This window comes from Bacillus sp. ES1-5, from assembly GCF_022487605.1.
Taxonomy (GTDB): domain Bacteria; phylum Bacillota; class Bacilli; order Bacillales; family Bacillaceae_G; genus Bacillus_A; species Bacillus_A wiedmannii.
On sequence record NZ_JAKVPU010000009.1, the window covers coordinates 144,991 to 164,473 of the forward strand.

Here is a 19,483-nt window from a genome sequence, read left to right on the forward strand (position 1 = left end):
TGAATCCGTTTTCAAAATCGCATTACTGTACATATTTTTGAAACGCTCTGCCCGAATACTTTTCTTATGAAGTCGATTCTAGATGTTATAAGGTATAACTACGAAAGCTTGAAAATATCACTATTCTACGGTTCTATTATATCGTACATATACAATAATAACCAAAATAATCTGTGATTTCCTTGCTAATAGGTGTTTTTATTTCCCCATTGTTTTATGATAAATATGGGAGAGAAATACATATAAAAGGGGAATTAAATATGGGGCCTACGCAAGAGACTTATACAATTGTACGCTATCAATCTGGTACATTTTCAAAACAACTGGATGAGATTGTTACAGAATCTCCTATTACTATTAAATTAAATGGTGAAGAATATGTAACAGTCGTATGCACACCAAATTATATTGAAGATATGGTAATTGGTTTTTTAATTTCTGAAGGAATTATTGCTTCCTATAAAGATGTTGAAAAACTATGGATGCAAAAAGATAACGGAATTGTCCATGTAACATCATCAAAAGTAAATCCACTCTATCAAACTTTATATAATAAACGATACATCACTTCTTGCTGCGGAAAAGGTAGACAAGGTTTTATTTTCGTTAACGATGCAGCAAAAGCAAAAGATTTACATGATATACATGTAAAAATTACTCCTGAAGAATGCTTTTACTTAATGAATACTTTACAACAATCTTCCACTACCTTTCGCCAAACCGGCGGGGTTCACAATACCGCGCTATGTGATCGAAACAATATCCTCCTATCAAGAATGGATATCGGAAGACATAATGCATTAGATAAAATATATGGCCATTGTTTGCGCAACGATATATCTGTTAAAGGAAAAATCATTGCATTTAGTGGGCGTATTTCATCCGAAATTTTACTCAAAGTTTCAAAAATCGGATGTGAAATGGTTCTATCTAAATCCGCTCCAACAAAATTAGCATTACAACTCGCTCATGATTTAGGCATTACAGTCGTAGGATTTATTAGAAATGAATCTTGCAATATTTACACACATCCACATCGAATTGATGGTTATCAATCGAATAACTAAAATAACTCCTCGGTTGAGGAGTTATTTTAGTTATAAAAATGTAATATATTAAACGCTTGAATAGTTAATGAAGTTAATATATAATTTCATTACATATTAAAAACAAAACATTGTAGCATATATCTTTTCATTCTTTTACAAATTAAAAGAGACTGTTAACAAAACGCATACACAATCTTATAGAAGTAATGGATTTATTTGATTTGAAATCGACCAAGGAGGTTATAACTATGGAAATTCGCTTATTAACGACAGAGGACGCAGAAATATATTTAAAAGTTTGTATGGAAGGTTTAACGAAGAACCCGGAAGCTTTTAGCTCTTCTTATGAAGATGTTCTTAAACATGAGGATCCTGTAGCTGCTATGGCAAAACGATTAAGCAATCCGGATAAGTATACTCTAGGGGTCTTCAAAGATAACGATTTAATCGGCATTTCTACTTTAGAAACAAAGCCTTTCATTAAACAAGAACATAAAGCAAAAATCGGTTCCGTTTTTGTTTCCCCAAAAGCGCGTGGCCTTGGAGCAGGACGAGCTCTAATTAAAGCAATTATTGAAAATGCCGATAAATTAAATGTAGAACAACTTATGCTCGATGTTGTAGTTGGTAACGATGCGGCAAAAAAATTATATGAGTCATTAGGTTTCCAAACTTACGGCGTACAAGAACGTTCATTAAAACATAACGGTCAATATTGGGACGAGGAACATATGGTTCTGTTCTTAAATGATTAATACTTCAATATAGTTTTTTAAAAGCATCTTCTTATTAAGGAAGGTGCTTTTTTCATTACAACAATGTAATCTTCATGTCACCTTTATCGATCGTACCAAACCTTTCCATTCCTTATACTAAAAGTATAAAGTGACACTTTAATTAGTGAGGCACCAATTATGAAATGAACGTATAGCATTCAATTGATAGATAGAGGAGAATGTGACATGAAACAAAACAAACGAGCTATGCTTTTAATATTTACTACAGCGATTGTAACTTCTGGGTTAGCAATTTTACCTTGGTTTATTATATAGAACTATTCCCTTAATAACGAAAAAAGCTTATTGCTTCTTAAGAAGCAATAAGCTTTTTTATATTATAAAATCCCCAAAATTTTATTTACACAACTTATAATAATAACCATAGATACGGCAATGCACATGACAACCGTATTACGATCTTGCTTTTCTTTTTTTGAAATTTCTTCTTTTGGATTCATGTGTATGATCTCCTTTTAAAAAAAGTGTGAGATAGGAAATTTTTCTTATCCGATGCGAGGTGAATACGAAAACCCTCTCTATCTCACATACACAATAGAATGGAATTGTCATTTTATAAATAAAATGACATGACGTTATGTCGCAACATAGGGTATTTTGTGTCGCTACGTTTTCTATTATAAAAAATAGTTGTGCAAAACTAGTGCATTTTTTATGTCAATTACTCTAAGCGAAAAATAACTCTTCGACTCAATCACATAAAAAGAGTTTTTTATTATTTTCATGTAAACTATACAAGTAGAATGAAAAGTTTGGGGTGCACAAGATTATGGTTAAAATTTTATTAGTAGACGATGAAGAACGCATGTTACGATTATTAGATTTGTTCTTAAGTCCTCGTGGCTATTTTTGTATGAAAGCTACCTCTGGTCTTGAAGCACTAAAGTTAGTAGAACAAAAAGACTTCGATATTATTTTATTAGATGTTATGATGCCGAACATGGATGGATGGGATACTTGCTATCAAATCCGTCAAATTTCCAACGTTCCAATTATTATGCTAACAGCTCGTAATCAAAATTACGATATGGTGAAAGGCCTCACTATGGGCGCGGATGACTATATTACAAAACCCTTTGATGAGCATGTATTAGTCGCACGCATTGAGGCTATATTACGCCGTACAAAGAAAGATGGATTTGTTAGCTTCAATGGTATCGAGTGGGATAAAACGAAACATACTGTCACAGTATATGATGAAAAAATCTCACTAACGCCTATCGAGTTTTCGTTACTTGGACTATTTTTACTAAATACAAACCGTGCTTATAGCCGAGATGATTTGATTGAAAAAATTTGGGGTTATGAAACAGACATTGAATATAGAACAATCGATTCACATATTCGCAATATCCGCGATAAATTACGTAAAAAAGGATTTCCAGTTGAAAATTACTTAGAAACTGTTTATAAAGTCGGATATAAATGGAAAAGTGAATAATTACTTCGGTCAGTGGACAATAGTATACCACTGACCCTTTATATGAAATAAGGTATGGTGAGAAAATGAGTAAACTTTCACTTAAAATTGGGACATACTTTTTAATACTAGCTTTATGTATTGAAACAATTGCTTTCGTATCTTTTTACAAAAGCATTTCAAACATGCGCATTGAGGAGGAAACACTTGCTCTTTTAGAAAAGGGTAATCGCTATAGTAGCATGATTAAAAACCGCGCCAAGTGGAATACATATTCTAAAGAAAAGAAACTCACAGAAAGCGCTGAACACAGTAAACGGCCTAAACGTGCTGTATACCCCGAGTTTGATATCAACACTGAAGCTGAACACTTAGTCGAATCAGAAGCAATTGCTAACTCTGATATAGCTATCATTATAACGGACGATAATGGCAAAATTATTTCCACTTCAGAACCTGTAACAAAAGCAATGCAAAAACAGCTTACTTGTAAAACAGAACCTATTCCAGCAAACGGATTAGTTGTCGAAAAGAACTGGAAAAAATCAAAATTCATCACAACGGTAAGCCCACTTAACACAGAAGAGTTTCAAGGAAAGTTATATATGTTATTAAAAACATCTTTCTTAGAAAATATGTTACTTAAACTTATGAATCAATTTCTTATCATTAGTGTTGTGACAATTATTTTAACGACTATTTCTGTCTTTGTTTTTTCTCGTGTTATTACAGAGCCGCTTATAAAAATGAAGAGGGCAACAGAAAAAATGTCAAAATTAAATACACCCATTCAATTAGGTATTAAACGGAACGATGAGCTTGGCAGCTTAGCAAAAACGATTGAAGATTTATCTAGTGAACTGACTTATATGAAAAAAGAACGAAATGAATTTCTCGCTAGTGTTGCCCATGAACTATTAACTCCATTGACCTATATGAAAGGTTATGCGAAGGTAGCAAAGAGGGACTCTTTAACGAAAGAAGAGCGTGAAGAATACTTACAAATCATTGAAGATGAAACAGATAGTGTAACCGATCTCGTCCAAGATTTATTTATGCTAGTGCAATTAGAACAACATCAGTTTGTTATAAAAAAACAAAAAGTGATCCTTAAACCATTTTTAGAACGAATGGTTGAAAAAACAAAAACAACATTAACTAACAAACAAATGCAACTCCATGTATATTGCAAAGATGATTTAGAAGTTTGCATAGACGAAAGACGTATGGAACAAGTTATGTTAAATTTATTACACAATGCTTATCAACATTCGCCAGAAAACACATCTATTACGATACGTGTACTCACGGAAACAGATTCTTTTACAATAAATGTAGACGATGAGGGAGAAGGTATTCCTGAAGAAGATATCCCGCATATTTTTGATCGTTTTTATCGTGTTGATAAATCCAGAACGAGAGCTACTGGAGGAAAAGGTATCGGGCTAGCTGTTGCAAAAGAAATTGTAGAATTGCATAACGGTTCCATCCTAGTAACAAGCCAATTAGGAGTAGGAACAAACTTTAGAATCGAGCTACCTTTTGAATAAGATGCGTGTGAAAACACCAGTAGTAGTAAACACTACTGGTGTTATTTTGTTCATAAAATCAGCTAATATAAGCTAAGCTTTTGAAATTATTCTTATTTCAATATAAAATAAAGGTACATTTGCAAAGATTTGGAGGGTGATATAATTGGATATCCATGTATTAACAAAAGACGAAGCAGAAATTTACTTAGAACTTCGTGTAGAAGGATTAAAGCAAAACCCTGAAGCTTTCAGCTCTTCTTATGAAGATATTATTAATAAAGAGTGTGCGATTGAATATAAAGCACAAAAATTAGCACAAGATGAAAACTATACGCTAGGTGCATTTAAAGATGGACAATTAATCGGAGTTGCAACGCTGGAAACGAAACCATATGTAAAACAAGAACATAAAGCTAAAATCGGTTCTGTATATGTGTCTCCAAAAGCACGCGGACTTGGAGCAGGAAAAGCACTTATTAAAGAATGTCTTGAACTTGCTAAATCTTTAGAAGTAGAACAAGTTATGCTTGATGTTGTTGTTGGCAACGATGGTGCGAAGAAACTTTATGAATCATTAGGTTTTAAAACATTCGGTGTACAAGAACGTTCACTGAAATATAACGGACAGTATTGGGACGAAGAGCATATGGTCTTATTCTTAGATGAAAATAAATAATAAAAAACATCCTCATGCTTGGAGGATGTTTTTTACTTTCTTGTATACCATGCCTTATGTAATAATTGAATCGCTTTCGCAATTTCGTCTTCTGATAAAATCGCAAACCCAAGTAAAACTACATTTTCAGGCGCAGTACCGTCTTTATAGTACGTAGAAACAGGATATATTTTAATACTATATTTTGCAGCTTCTTTAATTAGTTCTTCTTCTCGCATTCCATTATGCACTTGTAATAAAATGTGTAATCCAGAATCTTCTCCTATCACTTCAACACGATTAGAGAAATACTTCTCTATTTCAAAAACAAGTCGATCCCTCTTTTTTCGGTAAACGACACGCATTTTATGAATATGTTTTTCCCAATAGCCTTCATTTAAAAACCTTCTTATCACTTCTTGGTCCATTCTTGAAACACTTTGCGTATAAAATAAATATTCCTTTTGATACTTTTCAATTACATTCTTCGGTAATACTATATAACTCATCCGTAATGAGGGTAACAAAGCTTTTGATAGCGTCCCCATATAAATAACTTTCCCATCTGTATCCAACCCTTGCAGTGCCGGAATTGGCTTTCCTGAATAACGAAATTCACTATCGTAATCATCTTCAATAATATACCTGTCTTCTTCTTTCTTTGCCCATTGTAAAAGCTGCGTCCTTCTCGTAATAGGCATAATCATTCCATATGGGAACTGATGAGAAGGAGTTACAAATACAACATTTGCATCGCTATTTTCTAAATCTGCCATACAAATTCCGTCCCTATCTAAAGACAACATTTGAACCTTCTTTTCTCCCTGTTCAAAAACGACCATTTTCCTATGATAACCTGGGTTTTCAACTGCATAATTACTTCCCTTCAACAACTGAAAAAGTAACTTCACTAATATTTGTGTTCCCGCCCCTAATACAATTTGACTAGCTGAACAACGCACACCTCTAGATTCATACAAATAGCTCGTAATTTCCTCCCTTAAGCTCAATTCTCCTTGAGGGTGTCCAAGAAAAAGCAACTCATTATTATGTGGCTGCCATACATCATTTATAAGCTTGCGGTACATAGTGAACGGAAAAGTATCCGTATCAACCCCTGTTTGGGTGAAATCAAATTTATAGTTCTCCTCCCGAAACGATACTTCTTCTACTTTCGCTTCGCTTCCTTCTACATAAATCATTTGTTCAATTTTGCATACAAAATAACCTTTTCTCGATGCCGATTCAATATAACCTTCTGCAAGTAATTGCTCGTAAGCCGCTTCTACTGTGTTCTTACTCACTTGTAAATAGCTCGCCAGCTTTCTTTTAGCAGGTAATTTTGTAAAAGCCGGAATCGTTCCATCTTTAATCTCTTTTTTTATATACTCATACAATTGCACATACAATGCTATTTTACTTTTCGTATTTAAATTAGGCGTTAATTCTAACATAATATCTGACCCCTTAAAAAAACTAAAATCTGATACTTTTTACAGTACCAGAAGTTATATATAATTCCTTGTATCATGTCACACATAAAAAATCAAATACTCGAGAGGGGATGCATGATTATGAACAACAATAGACGGATTGGACTCATTATGATTATTTCAGGAGCTACCTTATGGGGATTATCTGGCCCGATGATTCAGTGGCTATTTCAACATACTAACGTATCATCAATTGATTTTTTAACAATTCGCTTGTTGCTTGCGGGAATATTTATTTTATCTTTCTTGCTTATAAAGAAACAAAACATATTTCAAATTTGGAAACATCCTAGACATTCTATACAACTTATTATTTTCTCTATTCTCGGCATGCTCGGTGCGCAATATGCCTTTATCGAAACAGTTCATATTAGTAATGCGGTCACAGCGACATTATTTCAATTTCTAGGTCCTGTTCTTATTACCATTTATGTCGCATTTGGACAAAGAAAATTCCCTGCTTCTATGCAACTACTCGCAATTATAACTGCCCTAACGGGAACGTACTTTATTATTACAAACGGTTCAATTGAAAATATTGTTTTATCGAAAGAAGCCATTATTTTCGGCCTATTAACAGCAATTGGCTTTGCATTTTATACCCTTCATCCAGCTTCTCTTATTAAAGAATGCGGAACAACTGTAGTAATTGGCTGGGGGATGTTAATCGGTGGCATTGCCCTACTTATTTGTAATCGCTCGTTTGAATGGAATCAGCTTTCACAAACTTTTACACCAAAAACTTTTTCTATGCTTATTCTTATCATCATAAGTGGCACTCTTTCTTTCCTCCTTTATATCGGTAGTCTGAAATATTTAGCAGCAACAGAAACGAGCATTTTATCTAGCATTGAACCACTTGTAGCTGCCATCGTTTCAATCGCTTGGCTAAATGAATCCTTTGGAGCATATCAATTATTAGGCGGCGTATGTATCGTTCTTTCTGTTATTTTCTTAACGATGCCACAAAAAGAGAACGAACCGACTTTTACAACTGAACAAATATGAACACTCCCCCACTTAGCAAAGCTTGAAGTGGGGGTTTCTAACGTTTCGACCTAACGGACGATTAACGTCAGGGGAGTTAACACATTAGCGAGCTGTTTCACGCCTAACCCCTCTATCCCATTTGTCCATGCATTTGGGATTACTTTTCGTAAAATGTTAGCCGCAGCATTTACATCTGCATTAATTAAAGTTTTATTTGCTGAACGATATATGCCGCGCTCTATTCGTTTTCCTGAAAAAGTTGTATTTTGGTCATTTTCTCCATACGTTGGAATGAAGTCGTTATCCAGAAAACTTGCTTTCGATGTATATGATTCTTCAGTTACAACAACTTGAATGCCTACAGCATTTGCTTTGTATGTAATCATTTGAATCAGTAAACTATGTGGGATATGACAAAACGATTGGTTATTTCTTTTTCCCATATTCGTTTCTTGTTTCCAACTTTTGTTTTGACCAATAACAATTTTACAAACTTCTTCTTGAGCTAGTTTTACGATATGGTGACTAACTTTATGGAAGATGTCTTTTATTTTCAAGTAACGTTTTTGATGAAGTTTTTCTATCCTTTTAGAATTAAAAGGTCCTTCATTAGTTTGTTTTCCATTTCTAAGAATGCTTGTAAAATGACTCTTCATTTTGTTGTAATATTGATTTATGCTTTTGACATGTTTGCCCTTAACAAGGACAGGTTTCATACCTGTGTTTGTTACGATGGTTGCAAGGTTATCAATACCTAAATCAATACTCATATAACGAGCATTCTCTTCAATAATTTGTTGTTCAGAAGGAACATCAATTACCAATTCCACTACATATTCATTGTATTTTGGAATCACACGAACTTGTTTCAGTTTACCTTCAGTGAAACCTAGTTTCCCAATATTTAATTGCAATTTCGTCTTTGGAAACTTTAAAAATCTACCGTTTTTAATGATGCAATCTTGGTTTGTATACAGAATCTCTTTTTCAGAAGAACGAATATACTTTGGAATCCTAGGCGTTCCAGCATATTTGTTTGGATTCTTTTTATAGTCTTTTAAACTAGCAAAAAAAGATTTCCAATTTTGGAACAAACCTTTCATGATTGACTGGCTACATTGCGTAGGCAAAGCTCGATAATCATTTTGAATCATAGCCTTAAATAGTGCATCTAGAAAGTTGTAATCTACATAAGGTTTTTCAAAATTAGGTTCTGAAAACAAATTACATTTAATCTCTTTCTGTTCTTCTTTAGGCTTTAATTTCTCTTTTTCTAATTTCTTCCGATAGGCAAGAAGTTGTGTTTCATTCATCTTACCAATATTTTTATGAATATTATCCAGAACTTCTTTTTGCAAAGGCTGCAACTCTTTTTCTTGTGTTAATCCAGTGTACACCTGGCGTATATAAAAGTTTGTGGTGTTGTACATATTCTTAGCGTTATGACAACATTCTTGAAAATAAAATATTTCTTTCGATTCACCTCACCACCTTCACTTACGTTTAGAGGTGGGAGTCCTCTCGAAAGGCATGATAGAAAATGTCAAAAGAGGTCGTACAAAACTTACGACCCCTTTTTATACTTTAAAGGAATTGTCCCGCTTTCTAGCAAATACAATTACACTAACAATAAAAATTAGGAGTGTGACACCATGAAAAAAATTGGAACTATGCTACTTTTCTCTTTTCTCATCGCTGGATGCACACAAGCGCAACCTGATTCAGAAGCACCTAAAAAAGAAGCCATCGCAACGTCATCCACTCAAGTTAATGCACCTTCCTTCTTTCATCTTAGCGTTTTAAAAGATGTAAATTGGGAAGAAACACCCTCCTTCATACAAGAAAAAATACCTTTAAAAGGCATCGAAGAAAAAATCGCAATGGCTGATAGTCCTATTATCGCAAATGAAAAAAGTGAAATGATGTGGTACTTTTTAGATCCTGAAATGCCAACTGGAAAACTATCTATTATTGCACTAAAACAAGGATCAATAACTCCAACACCCGTACTCTTTCAACAAAAAACTTCCAAACCAACTTGGACTACTTCAAATACAATTGATTCTACTACAAACGAACTCCCTCTCACTATGTCACTACCTTCATCTGGATTATGGGTATTAAATATATATGTGAATGAAAAATATTATGATCAGTTTGTAATTACCGCTGAGTAAAGTGACAAAACTAAAACACTTTCTTACAACAATGTAATTTCTACGTCATATACTTCGATAGTGTAAGTATCTCTCTTCTCTTATACTTAAAGTAAGAAATGACACGAGGAGAGATGAGAGATGAAAAAAATGATAGAAGTGATCGTAGCAGTAACTGAGGTTTTAGTAAATGGTAAACAAGTTGCAATGGAATTAAATAAATAGTGAAGACACACAAATAAATAATTTTACACTTCTTCATTATTTTGATTTCTTATCTCAAAAAAGCAGTGCCTTTTTAGGCACTGCTTTTAGCTATTAATAACTTGGTATTTTCATAATTTGCGCCACACCTGAATCAATGGCTGCTTTCGCTACAGCTTCCGCAACACTTGGAACAACTCTTTTATCTAACGGATTCGGGATTACATAATTCGCATTACGTTCTTCGTCCGTAATGATGTTAGCGATTCCATATGCTGCCGCTAATTTCATCTCTTCTGTAATATCAGTCGCACGCACATCTAACGCACCACGGAATATCCCTGGGAACGCCAATACATTATTTACTTGATTCACATAATCCGAGCGCCCGGTTCCTACTACAGCTGCCCCAGCCTCTAATGCATCCTCTGGGAAAATTTCTGGAATTGGATTTGCCATTGCAAACACAATTGCTTTCTCATTCATCGTCTTTACAAGTTCTTTCGTTAATACGTTAGGCGCAGATACGCCAATAAAGATATCAGCCTGATGAATCGCTTCTTTTAACGTTCCACGCACATATTCTCGATTTGTCTTCTTTGAAACTTCAATTTGCGCTTCGTTCATCCATGTTTCACCTTCACAAACAATACCTTCTAAGCTAACTAACGTAATGTGTTTTGCACCAGCTTTTAATAATAATTTTCCAATTGCAATTCCTGCCGAACCCGCACCGTTAATAACAATTTTCACATTATCCATTTGTTTACTTACAACTTTTAATGCATTAATAACAGCTGCTAAGACGACAATAGCTGTTCCATGTTGATCATCATGGAATACAGGGATATTCGTTTCTTCATTTAATCGTTTTTCAATTTCAAAGCAACGTGGTGCTGCAATATCTTCTAAATTAATACCTGCAAACGTAGGCTCTAAATTTTTCACAAGGGTAACGATTTCATCCACATCAGTCGTACCTAAACATAACGGGAAAGCATCTACATTCGCAAACTTTTTAAATAAAATACTTTTCCCTTCCATAACAGGCATAGCCGCTTTCGGTCCAATATTCCCTAAACCAAGTACTGCTGTTCCATCTGAAACAACTGCAACCATATTCCCTCTCGCTGTATAGTCATACGCTGTTTCTTCATCTGCTGCAATTGCTTTGCAAGACTCCGCTACACCTGGTGTATAAGTCAGGCTTAAATCATCCGCTGTATTAACTTCTACCTTACTTGTAATCTCAATTTTCCCTACCAACTCTTTATGCAATAACAATGATCTTTCATTAATTTGATTTTCTAACATACTTATAATCTCCCCTTAATTTGACAAGCTAGCTATATGAATATAGCTAGCTTGTTTGATCATGAAAACATTGTTAATAAGATTGTCGCTGTTACAACCATTGCTGCCCCGCCTAAACGCGTCGAAATTTGTGCGAAAGGCATTAATTCCATACGATTTGAAGCTGATAAAATAGCAACATCTCCAGTACCACCTAAACCACTATGACATCCAGTTACAATCGCTGATTCAACTGGATACATTTTCATCACTTTTCCTATAAGAAAACCTGATGCTACCATTGTAAGAACAACCGATGCACAAACAACAACATATCCTACAGAAAGAACTGCTGCTACGTCTTTTAACGGAATATATAGCAATCCTAATCCGACCATTAACGGCCAAGTTAAGTTCTTTGAAATAAATTTATATAAATGGAATGCTCCTTGCTCCATTTTTGCTGGCATTAGTTTAAAGTATTTCACAAGTGCTGCTGAGAAAATCATAATGATTGCCCCAGGAATACCGATGAACTTAGAAGCAAATCCTCCGAAGATGAAGAACGTACATGCGATTAATAAACCTGCTCCCATTAATGAGAAATCAATTGGCTTCTCTGTATTTTGTTCTTTTAATAATTCTGCTTGATTGTCTGTTTTCACTAATACACCATTACCACTAAGCTCAGGTCTCTTCTCACCTAAACGCTTCATATACCCTGCACTCACGATTGCAAACATATTCCCAATAATAGCTGCTGGAATAAGCTGTGATACGAATGTTGCTGATGATTCATTTAAAATGTCACTGTACGCTAGTGACAATGGTAAAATCCCTTCTCCAATACCACCGCTTACAATTGGTACGATAATAAAGAAGAATGTATGCTTCATTTCAAACCCGAATAGTGAACCGACCAATAATCCTACTGCTACAGAAGCTAACGTCCCTACTACTAAAGGAATAAACATACGAACGAAACCTTGTACTAACACTTTACGGTTCATTCCTAAAATACTTCCGACTACTAAACAAGAAATATATAAATATAAAAAGTTCGATTTTTTCATTAACATAGTCGCAGCTTCCATTGAAGCTGGATTCATCCAGTTAAAAAATACAAGTAATGATGGAATAAATAATGAGAGAATTGCTGGACCACCGATATTTTTTAAAATTGGAATTCTCATTCCAATGTCACCTAAGAAAATACCCATGATCATAATAACTGCAAAACCACCAATCATATCTGCTGGTAATTTATTATATACAGATGCCCCATAAATAATAGCAGCCAATACTACATATAACGGTAAAGGTATAACACCGATTTTAACGTTCATAATTTTAGAAGCGAAAGATTCACTTTTCAATTCATTTCCTTCAGCGAATGATACCGCTTCCACATTCTTTTGAATTCCCATATGGCACCCCCTTGTTTTCTTAATAACAATATTAAAACGCTTTCAATAGTAAAAATAGTTTTTGTAAGTTTTGTAATTGGTTTTGTAATTAAAAAAAGTATAAGCGACTTATAATAAGTCGCTTATACGTAAAAACCTATTTTATTTTGATCAACACATCTTAATTTACTTACAGGTCTTCCCACATGCTGATACACCATTTCGTTTTCTAACACTCCAATTTCAGTCAAAAACATTACATACTTTCGAATAGAAACTCTTGAAATTCCTACTAATTGTGCCATTTCATCTGTTGTAAACGCTCGTCCATTCAGCGACTCGATCTTCTGCCAAATTAATTGCAACGTTTGCTTCGTTAATCCTTTCGGGAGCTCTTTAGTGACAGTAGGCTCTCTTTTTTCTTTTTGTAAAATTAACGAATCTAATTCCGATTGACTAATTTTTTGTTGTTCTTTCATGAAAGTAAGTTTTTCTCGATATATAGTTAATGCATCTTTAAATCGTTCAAATGTAAATGGTTTAATTAAATAATCTACTACGCCATATTGTAATGCTTTTTTAATACTCCCCATATCATGTACAGCTGAAATCATCATAATATCGATTTCTTTTTCTTGATTCCGAATATACATTAAAAGCTCAAACCCAGTCTCTTCAGGCATAAAAATATCAAGTAATACTAAATCTACTCGTGATTCCTCTAATACTTCTATAGCTTCTTTAACGGAGTTAACTGCTTGAACAAGTTCAAATCCTCCTACTTGCTCTAAATAATGCGTATTTAACATTGCTACCATCGGGTCATCTTCTACAATTAAAACTTTAATCATATTTGCCTCTCATCCCTACCTTTAGGTATTTCAATTGTTATCGTTGTTCCCTTTCCTACTAATGAATGCATATGAATTTCCCCATTTATTCGCTGTATACTTTCTTTTACAAGATACAAACCATAACCGCGGTTATCTCCCTTTGTGGAATAACCTTTCGTAAATAATACCCCTATTTCTTCTTGTATACCTTTTCCCGTATCTTGTACTGTAATGGTTAATGTATCCCCATATTGTATCTCAACTTCAACTTGCTTCTTTTCACAATTCGTCACTGCCTCAAATGCATTATCAATTAAATTTCCGACAATCGTAATCAGTTCATGAGTAATACTTTCATCATCCATTTCCGGCATGTAAGAGTCTTCACTTATGATTAATTTTATATTTTTTTCTCTAGCATAGCTAAGCTTTCCAAGTAAAAAGCCAGCAAATACTGGACTTTTTATTCTTTTCATAACCCCACCAATTTCATATTGATGCTCTGATACCATACCGCTTATATACTTCTGTAATTCTTCATACTGCTTCATATGTGTAAGCCCTAATACGACATGCATTTTATTCATAAATTCATGCGATTGTGCCCGTAATGCTTCCGCATATAGCCTAATACCAGTTAATTCTTCTGCTAATTTTCTAATCTCTGTTTTATCACGAAATGTTGCAATTGCACCAACTATTTCTCCTTTTACATATAAAGGAACACGATTCGTCACAATCGTAATTCCATAAATATTTTGTTCTTCGTTTAATTGTACCTCTCCCGTTTGTAATACTTCTTTTATACGTGAATTAGGCATATACAACTCAACATCTTTACCGATAAAATCTTCTTCAAGACCACTTTTCTTAAACAATCGTTTTGCCTCATTATTTATTAAAGTTACATTTGCTTCTTTATCTACAGCAATAATACCTTCCTTTACAGATTGTAGCATCGTATTTCTTTCTTCAAGAATTTTCGCTATCCTGTGAGGTTCAAGACCGAATAAACTTTTCTTTATATGTCTAGCTAGCAATATTGCTCCTATAATTCCGACTAGTACTCCAACTCCGACACCAATATAAATGATATGTCTACTTTCCTTAACTCTCTCTTTTACATTATCTGCTGAAATACCAACGGCCACCGCTCCAAGTTGTTCACCTGTTTCAGAAAATACAGGTACAAACACTCGCATTGAAATACCTAAAGTTCCTTCTGCCAGCGATACATGTTCCTTTCCTTTCAGTGCAGGCCCTTCATCTCCCCCAATAAAATGATGGCCTATTTTTTGAGGATTTGGATGTGATTTTCTTATTCCATTCATGTCCATAACTACAATAAATTGAACACCTGTGTTTTTTAATATTCTATTTGTATGCGTTTGGATTGCAGAAGTATCTGCCTTCCCAATCAAACCATCGATTACAATTGAATCATTCGCCACAATGTGTGCAATTGTTTTTGCTTTCTCTGCTTGGCTATCCTCCGTCGTCCGTTCTACATTATGACTAATTAATATATCTGTCACAAGTAAAGAAAAAATTACAACTGTACAAACTAATAATGTAATCGTTTTCCATAAATTCCATAGTCTTTTTCTTTTTTTCATCCCGTTAATGACTCCCCTAATTGCTGAATAGAAAAATAAGTAAGGTGAAAATAATATCACCTTACTTATCTGCTGTTATTATACTTTAAATTTACTAGTCATCGCTTGTAGTTCTTCGGCCATCCCAGCTAAGTTTTGCGAAGCTGAACTAATTTCTTCCATTGAATTCACTTGTTCTTCTGTTGAAGCAGCAACACTTTGCATACTAGCTGTATTTTCTTCTGCAGCCGCTGCAATTTCATCAATAGCATTTGTCACTTCATTTGCATCTCCAGCAATTCTCTTCGTTGTTTCTACCATTTGATTAACTTGAGAAACAATATGTGTAGTAGAACTTAAAATTTCCGTAAAACTTGCTTTCGTTTTTGTTACAACATCAAGGCCTTGTTGAACTTCTCCATTCACATTATCCATCGCCTTAACAGTATGTTCAATATCCGCCTTAATTTCTGCGATTAAATTTGCAATCTCTCCAGATGATTCTCCTGATTGCTCCGCTAATTTTCTAACCTCATCAGCTACAATAGCAAACCCTCGGCCCTGTTCACCTGCTCTTGCCGCTTCAATAGCCGCATTTAAAGCTAATAAGTTCGTTTGAGTAGCGATGTTTTGAATCGCTTCAGAAATAGCTCCTACCTGCTTTGATTTCTCATCAAGAAGTTTAATAATAGCATCTGACTCGGATACCGATCTAGAAATAGACTGCATTTGTTTTGCTGTTTGTTCAACCAATTCTTCCCCTTCTTCAGCTCTTTCTCTCGCATGTAATGAGGAGATAGAAATTGATTCCGCGCTTCCAGTTACATCTTGAATTGCTGTATTTACCTGTTGTAATGTAGCCGCACCTTCTTCAACACCTTGACTTTGTGATTCAGCCCCACCTGATACTTGTTCCATTGCAATTGTAATTTGATCTGTCGCATCATTTGCTTGCTGTACGCTCGCTGTTAACTCTTCAGCCGATGCAGCGACATGCTCTGCTGAAAAACTAATTTGAGTAATCACATCTTGTAAAGAGGCAGACATTTCATTAAATGAATTCCCTAATTTCCCTATATCATCCTTGGAATCGATTGTAATTTTCTCTGTCAAATCTCCCTTACTAATTTTATGTGCCGAGTCAGCTATTTTTCTTAATGGTCTTGTAATAGACTTTGTAATGAAATAAATTAATACACTACCAAATACAATAGCGATAGCAATGACAATCAAAGTCTTATAAAACACTGGATTCGCAGCTTGGGTAATTTCTTCGTCGAACATAACTCCAACTACTTTCCATCCTGTTTTTTCATTTGTTGCAAAGATTAAATTCTTTTTATCACCTTGTTCTGTATAAGACACATTTCCTTGTTTATCTTCATAAATTGGTTTAATCCAAGGATCAGTAACTTTTGCACCTGATTTTCTAGATGGATGACTAACAATTTGCTTATTTTGATCTAAAATAACTGCATAACCTTTTTCACCAATATTAATCATTTTGGAAATTTTTAAGATGTTATCTAAATTTAAGTTAATTCCTATAACACCTTTACCATCTTTTACTTCTTTAGCAATTGTCACTACCATATTTTTAGTAGATGCTGATTGATATGGTGCAGTAACAATTACTTTCCCTTTATTTTCATGCGCTTCTTTATACCAAGATCTATCTGTTGGATTATATCCATCAGCCATTTGGATAAATGGTTCTCTTATAAACTTTCCCGTCTGCGTTCCAATATAAATGCCTTCTACTTCTGGATGAAGTTTTATATATTGTGCTAACTTCGTTCTTACTATTTCTTCTTGCCCGTTTGGATATGTATCCTCTGTTAAAATGTCTGCAAAGTATGCTGCATCAACAAATTTCTCTTCTATATTTTGAGAAATAACAGTATTTAAAATCGAAATGTTTTCCTTTGCTTTACCTGTGATTTGTTGTTCAAAATTTGTTTTAGCAGTTTGATATGAAACACCACCGATAATAAGTCCTGGTATAGTTAAAATAAGAAAAAATGAAATGATTAATTTTTTCTTGATACTCATACATTTAACCCAGTTAAATATTTTTTGCATAATAAGCCTCCTTTATGTAATGTGAATACTTGTGTAATTTTATACAATTAACATATATAAAACAATATATAATGATAACATGTAATTTTTTTGTCAATTATGCATTTTTACATATTCACTACTTCTAAAGATTTAATCATAAAAAATAAGAGAACTTCAGCTTATATAATAAGCTGAAGTTCTCTTATTTCTTAACAAAAACTCCTCTTACAATTCCTTACATCTCTTTCCTTACTAATTGCTTTTCACGTAACTAATCGCCTGACTCCCCATTTGCATCCATGCCTTTTCAAATTTTCCTCTCGGCACTTTTACATCTAGGCTATCCTCGAGAGGATCCCGAATATATACAAACTCTTCATCGTATCCAATCAGCACTACACAATGTTCATTATACGTAATAGAAACATCTCCGCTATTTGTTTCCCATGTAGTAAATTCATCTTCATCTAATGGCGCAAATGTTGCATTCGTAATCATAACTACCGGTTGTCCTGATTTTACACTCTTATAAAGTTCTTCTATACTCTTCCCTGTTAAGTCCACAGCTTTATTAGGTAAATACTTTTTCGCTAATTGAAAAAGTGGCTCATGATATACACCATATCCAGATTCAGAAAAGGTATAAATATTTCCTACAAATCCTTCATTCGGATTCCCACGTACACCATCATTCATAAAATCAACTTTCTTTATTTCATTTGCTAATTTCATCTTATCCACTGTAATGCCTGCATATTGTAACATCATCGCTAAGCTAGTCACTTCACAGCCTCTATCTAGCTCTGGTAATTGCTGAATTAAAGGTACATTCGATAAGATGACCTTTTCATCATTATTACTAAACTCTGTCTCTTTTCCGCTTTGTATATTAAAGAATGTTAACTTCTCCACATACTTTGTAATTCCATTTGTATATACATTCCATACTGCTATAGCTAGTAAAGCCATACATATATACCACTTCCATCTCCGTATCACTCTCACGCCCTTTTTAGTTCGTTAAATAAGAATAAAACGCGTCAGCATCCGTGCGAATCACCGGTACAAAATTTAGTTCTTTTCCTTTTTCAGGCTGATCTTTTTTAATTTTTTCTGCTAATTCTTGAACATTCATATTCGTTTTATCCATATTAAGCTCATTTGCCATTTGTAACACTTTTTGTTCATTAATTTCGCTTAATACTTGATATATATCTTTACCATACAAATCAATATGATATTTTTTTGCTTCTTCCTGCACTTTTTGTTCGTACACTTCTTGCGCTAACGTTTCTATCTCTTTTCCTTTTTGTGAAATACCTAACTTCCCCGCTTCCTCTCTTACCTTCGTTCCATAGATTTCTTCCGCAATGTCCTCTATTTCTTTTCCATTTGTCGAAATGCCTAATTTATCCGCTTCATCATTAATTTTAATCGTATTAATTTGATTAATTAAATTTACAATCGTTGTATTCTCTATAGATATGCCTAGCTTTAATGCTTCTTGCTTCACTTTTGTTTCATAGATTTCTTCTGAAAGAGTTCCAACGTCTTTTCCTTCAATCGAAATTCCTAGCTGTTCAGCTTCTCTTCCTACTTCTGTTTCATGGATTTCTTTTTCTAGCGTAATTTGTTCTTTCCCTTCCGTTTCAATACCTAGATTCTCCGCCTTTTCTTCTGTATGCACCGCATGTATCTTCCCATTATTTAATTGTTCTTTACTGCGCTGCGTGTAATTTGTCTTTCCTTGTGATGTTTCAGAAGGAGAGGCACCCCCTAATATGCTTAAGCTCATTACTCCAATAGTGAATACCGTCATCATTTTCTTTTTCAAAATTAATTCCTCCCTCTTACACTTTCTTTTCCATCATTCCCTATACATAATCGAAATAACATTATGATCGATATAATCTGCTCAAATACCTTTTTATAATCGCTTCTTTATGCGACGAACTTTCTGTATATCATACATGTTATAAATAGTTTCTTAACTTTC

At 34.1% G+C, this 19,483-nt stretch carries 17 protein-coding genes and 1 pseudogene; 7 read left to right on the forward strand and 11 right to left on the reverse strand.

The features are described 5' to 3' along the window. Positions 1-260 precede the first annotated feature (260 nt). Positions 261-1,067 carry a formate dehydrogenase accessory sulfurtransferase FdhD gene (gene fdhD / locus MKO96_RS23670; protein WP_240588868.1) on the forward strand — a complete coding sequence of 269 codons (807 nt, stop codon included), beginning with the start codon at positions 261-263 and terminating at the stop codon, positions 1,065-1,067. A gap of 230 nt (positions 1,068-1,297) precedes the next feature. Further along, a complete protein-coding gene (locus MKO96_RS23675; protein WP_240588869.1) occupies positions 1,298-1,804 on the forward strand; it encodes a GNAT family N-acetyltransferase in 507 nt (168 codons plus the stop codon). 359 nt (positions 1,805-2,163) lie between these two features. Here MKO96_RS23675 and MKO96_RS29425 read toward each other — a convergent pair whose 3' ends face one another. Then, on the reverse strand, positions 2,164-2,286 hold the full coding sequence (locus tag MKO96_RS29425) for a hypothetical protein (protein WP_001068388.1): 123 nt from the start codon (positions 2,284-2,286) through the stop codon (positions 2,164-2,166). Between the two features lie 329 nt (positions 2,287-2,615). Between MKO96_RS29425 and MKO96_RS23680 the strand changes: the two genes are divergently transcribed. The 3 genes from MKO96_RS23680 (at position 2,616) to MKO96_RS23690 (ending at position 5,474) form a co-directional block, all read left to right on the forward strand. After that, positions 2,616-3,287: a response regulator transcription factor gene (locus tag MKO96_RS23680; protein ID WP_240588870.1), complete on the forward strand. Its 672-nt coding sequence runs from the start codon at positions 2,616-2,618 to the stop codon at positions 3,285-3,287. 65 nt (positions 3,288-3,352) lie between these two features. Further along, a complete protein-coding gene (locus tag MKO96_RS23685; protein ID WP_240588871.1) occupies positions 3,353-4,816 on the forward strand; it encodes a sensor histidine kinase in 1,464 nt (487 codons plus the stop codon). 145 nt (positions 4,817-4,961) lie between these two features. Next, positions 4,962-5,474 carry a GNAT family N-acetyltransferase gene (locus MKO96_RS23690; protein WP_000351216.1) on the forward strand — a complete coding sequence of 171 codons (513 nt, stop codon included), beginning with the start codon at positions 4,962-4,964 and terminating at the stop codon, positions 5,472-5,474. A gap of 32 nt (positions 5,475-5,506) precedes the next feature. Here MKO96_RS23690 and pdxR read toward each other — a convergent pair whose 3' ends face one another. Then, positions 5,507-6,907 carry a MocR-like pyridoxine biosynthesis transcription factor PdxR gene (gene pdxR / locus MKO96_RS23695; protein WP_240588872.1) on the reverse strand — a complete coding sequence of 467 codons (1,401 nt, stop codon included), beginning with the start codon at positions 6,905-6,907 and terminating at the stop codon, positions 5,507-5,509. A 120-nt stretch (positions 6,908-7,027) separates the two neighbouring features. Here pdxR and MKO96_RS23700 point away from each other — a divergent pair, with 120 nt between their 5' ends. Next, complete coding sequence (locus MKO96_RS23700) at positions 7,028-7,954, forward strand: DMT family transporter (RefSeq protein WP_240588873.1); 927 nt, start codon at positions 7,028-7,030, stop codon at positions 7,952-7,954. A gap of 50 nt (positions 7,955-8,004) precedes the next feature. Here the strand turns inward: MKO96_RS23700 and MKO96_RS23705 are convergent, their stop codons facing one another. After that, positions 8,005-9,405 carry an RNA-guided endonuclease InsQ/TnpB family protein gene (locus MKO96_RS23705; RefSeq protein ID WP_240588904.1) on the reverse strand — a complete coding sequence of 467 codons (1,401 nt, stop codon included), beginning with the start codon at positions 9,403-9,405 and terminating at the stop codon, positions 8,005-8,007. Between the two features lie 183 nt (positions 9,406-9,588). Between MKO96_RS23705 and MKO96_RS23710 the strand changes: the two genes are divergently transcribed. Next, positions 9,589-10,113, forward strand: a complete 525-nt coding sequence (locus tag MKO96_RS23710) for a DUF4871 domain-containing protein (protein WP_240588874.1) — start codon at positions 9,589-9,591, stop codon at positions 10,111-10,113. Positions 10,114-10,410: 297 nt separating this feature from the next. On the opposite strand, the gene MKO96_RS23715 is transcribed toward MKO96_RS23710, so the two are convergent. From MKO96_RS23715 to MKO96_RS23745, 8 genes and pseudogenes are all read right to left on the reverse strand, one after another. Then, complete coding sequence (locus MKO96_RS23715) at positions 10,411-11,610, reverse strand: NAD(P)-dependent malic enzyme (protein WP_240588875.1); 1,200 nt, start codon at positions 11,608-11,610, stop codon at positions 10,411-10,413. 59 nt (positions 11,611-11,669) lie between these two features. After that, positions 11,670-13,016, reverse strand: coding sequence for a 2-hydroxycarboxylate transporter family protein (locus tag MKO96_RS23720; protein ID WP_000512714.1), 1,347 nt, complete (start codon positions 13,014-13,016; stop codon positions 11,670-11,672). Positions 13,017-13,138: 122 nt separating this feature from the next. Next, the gene (locus MKO96_RS23725) at positions 13,139-13,846 is read right to left on the reverse strand and encodes a response regulator (RefSeq protein WP_087979378.1); all 708 of its coding nucleotides are present in this window, start codon (positions 13,844-13,846) and stop codon (positions 13,139-13,141) included. Further along, positions 13,843-15,444, reverse strand: coding sequence for a sensor histidine kinase (locus MKO96_RS23730; RefSeq protein WP_240588876.1), 1,602 nt, complete (start codon positions 15,442-15,444; stop codon positions 13,843-13,845). Before MKO96_RS23730 ends, MKO96_RS23725 begins: the two co-directional genes overlap by 4 nt. Positions 15,445-15,522: 78 nt before the next feature. Then, positions 15,523-16,470, reverse strand: a complete 948-nt coding sequence (locus MKO96_RS29640; protein ID WP_437435021.1) for a methyl-accepting chemotaxis protein — start codon at positions 16,468-16,470, stop codon at positions 15,523-15,525. Continuing rightward, a pseudogene (locus MKO96_RS29645) lies at positions 16,462-17,505 on the reverse strand (HAMP domain-containing protein); the annotation flags it as partial. The gene MKO96_RS29640 and the pseudogene MKO96_RS29645, both read right to left, overlap by 9 nt. Before the next feature lie 234 nt (positions 17,506-17,739). Continuing rightward, positions 17,740-18,486, reverse strand: a complete 747-nt coding sequence (locus tag MKO96_RS23740) for a C39 family peptidase (protein ID WP_240588878.1) — start codon at positions 18,484-18,486, stop codon at positions 17,740-17,742. Between the two features lie 13 nt (positions 18,487-18,499). Then, positions 18,500-19,321: a transporter gene (locus MKO96_RS23745; RefSeq protein ID WP_240588879.1), complete on the reverse strand. Its 822-nt coding sequence runs from the start codon at positions 19,319-19,321 to the stop codon at positions 18,500-18,502. Positions 19,322-19,483: the final 162 nt, after the last annotated feature.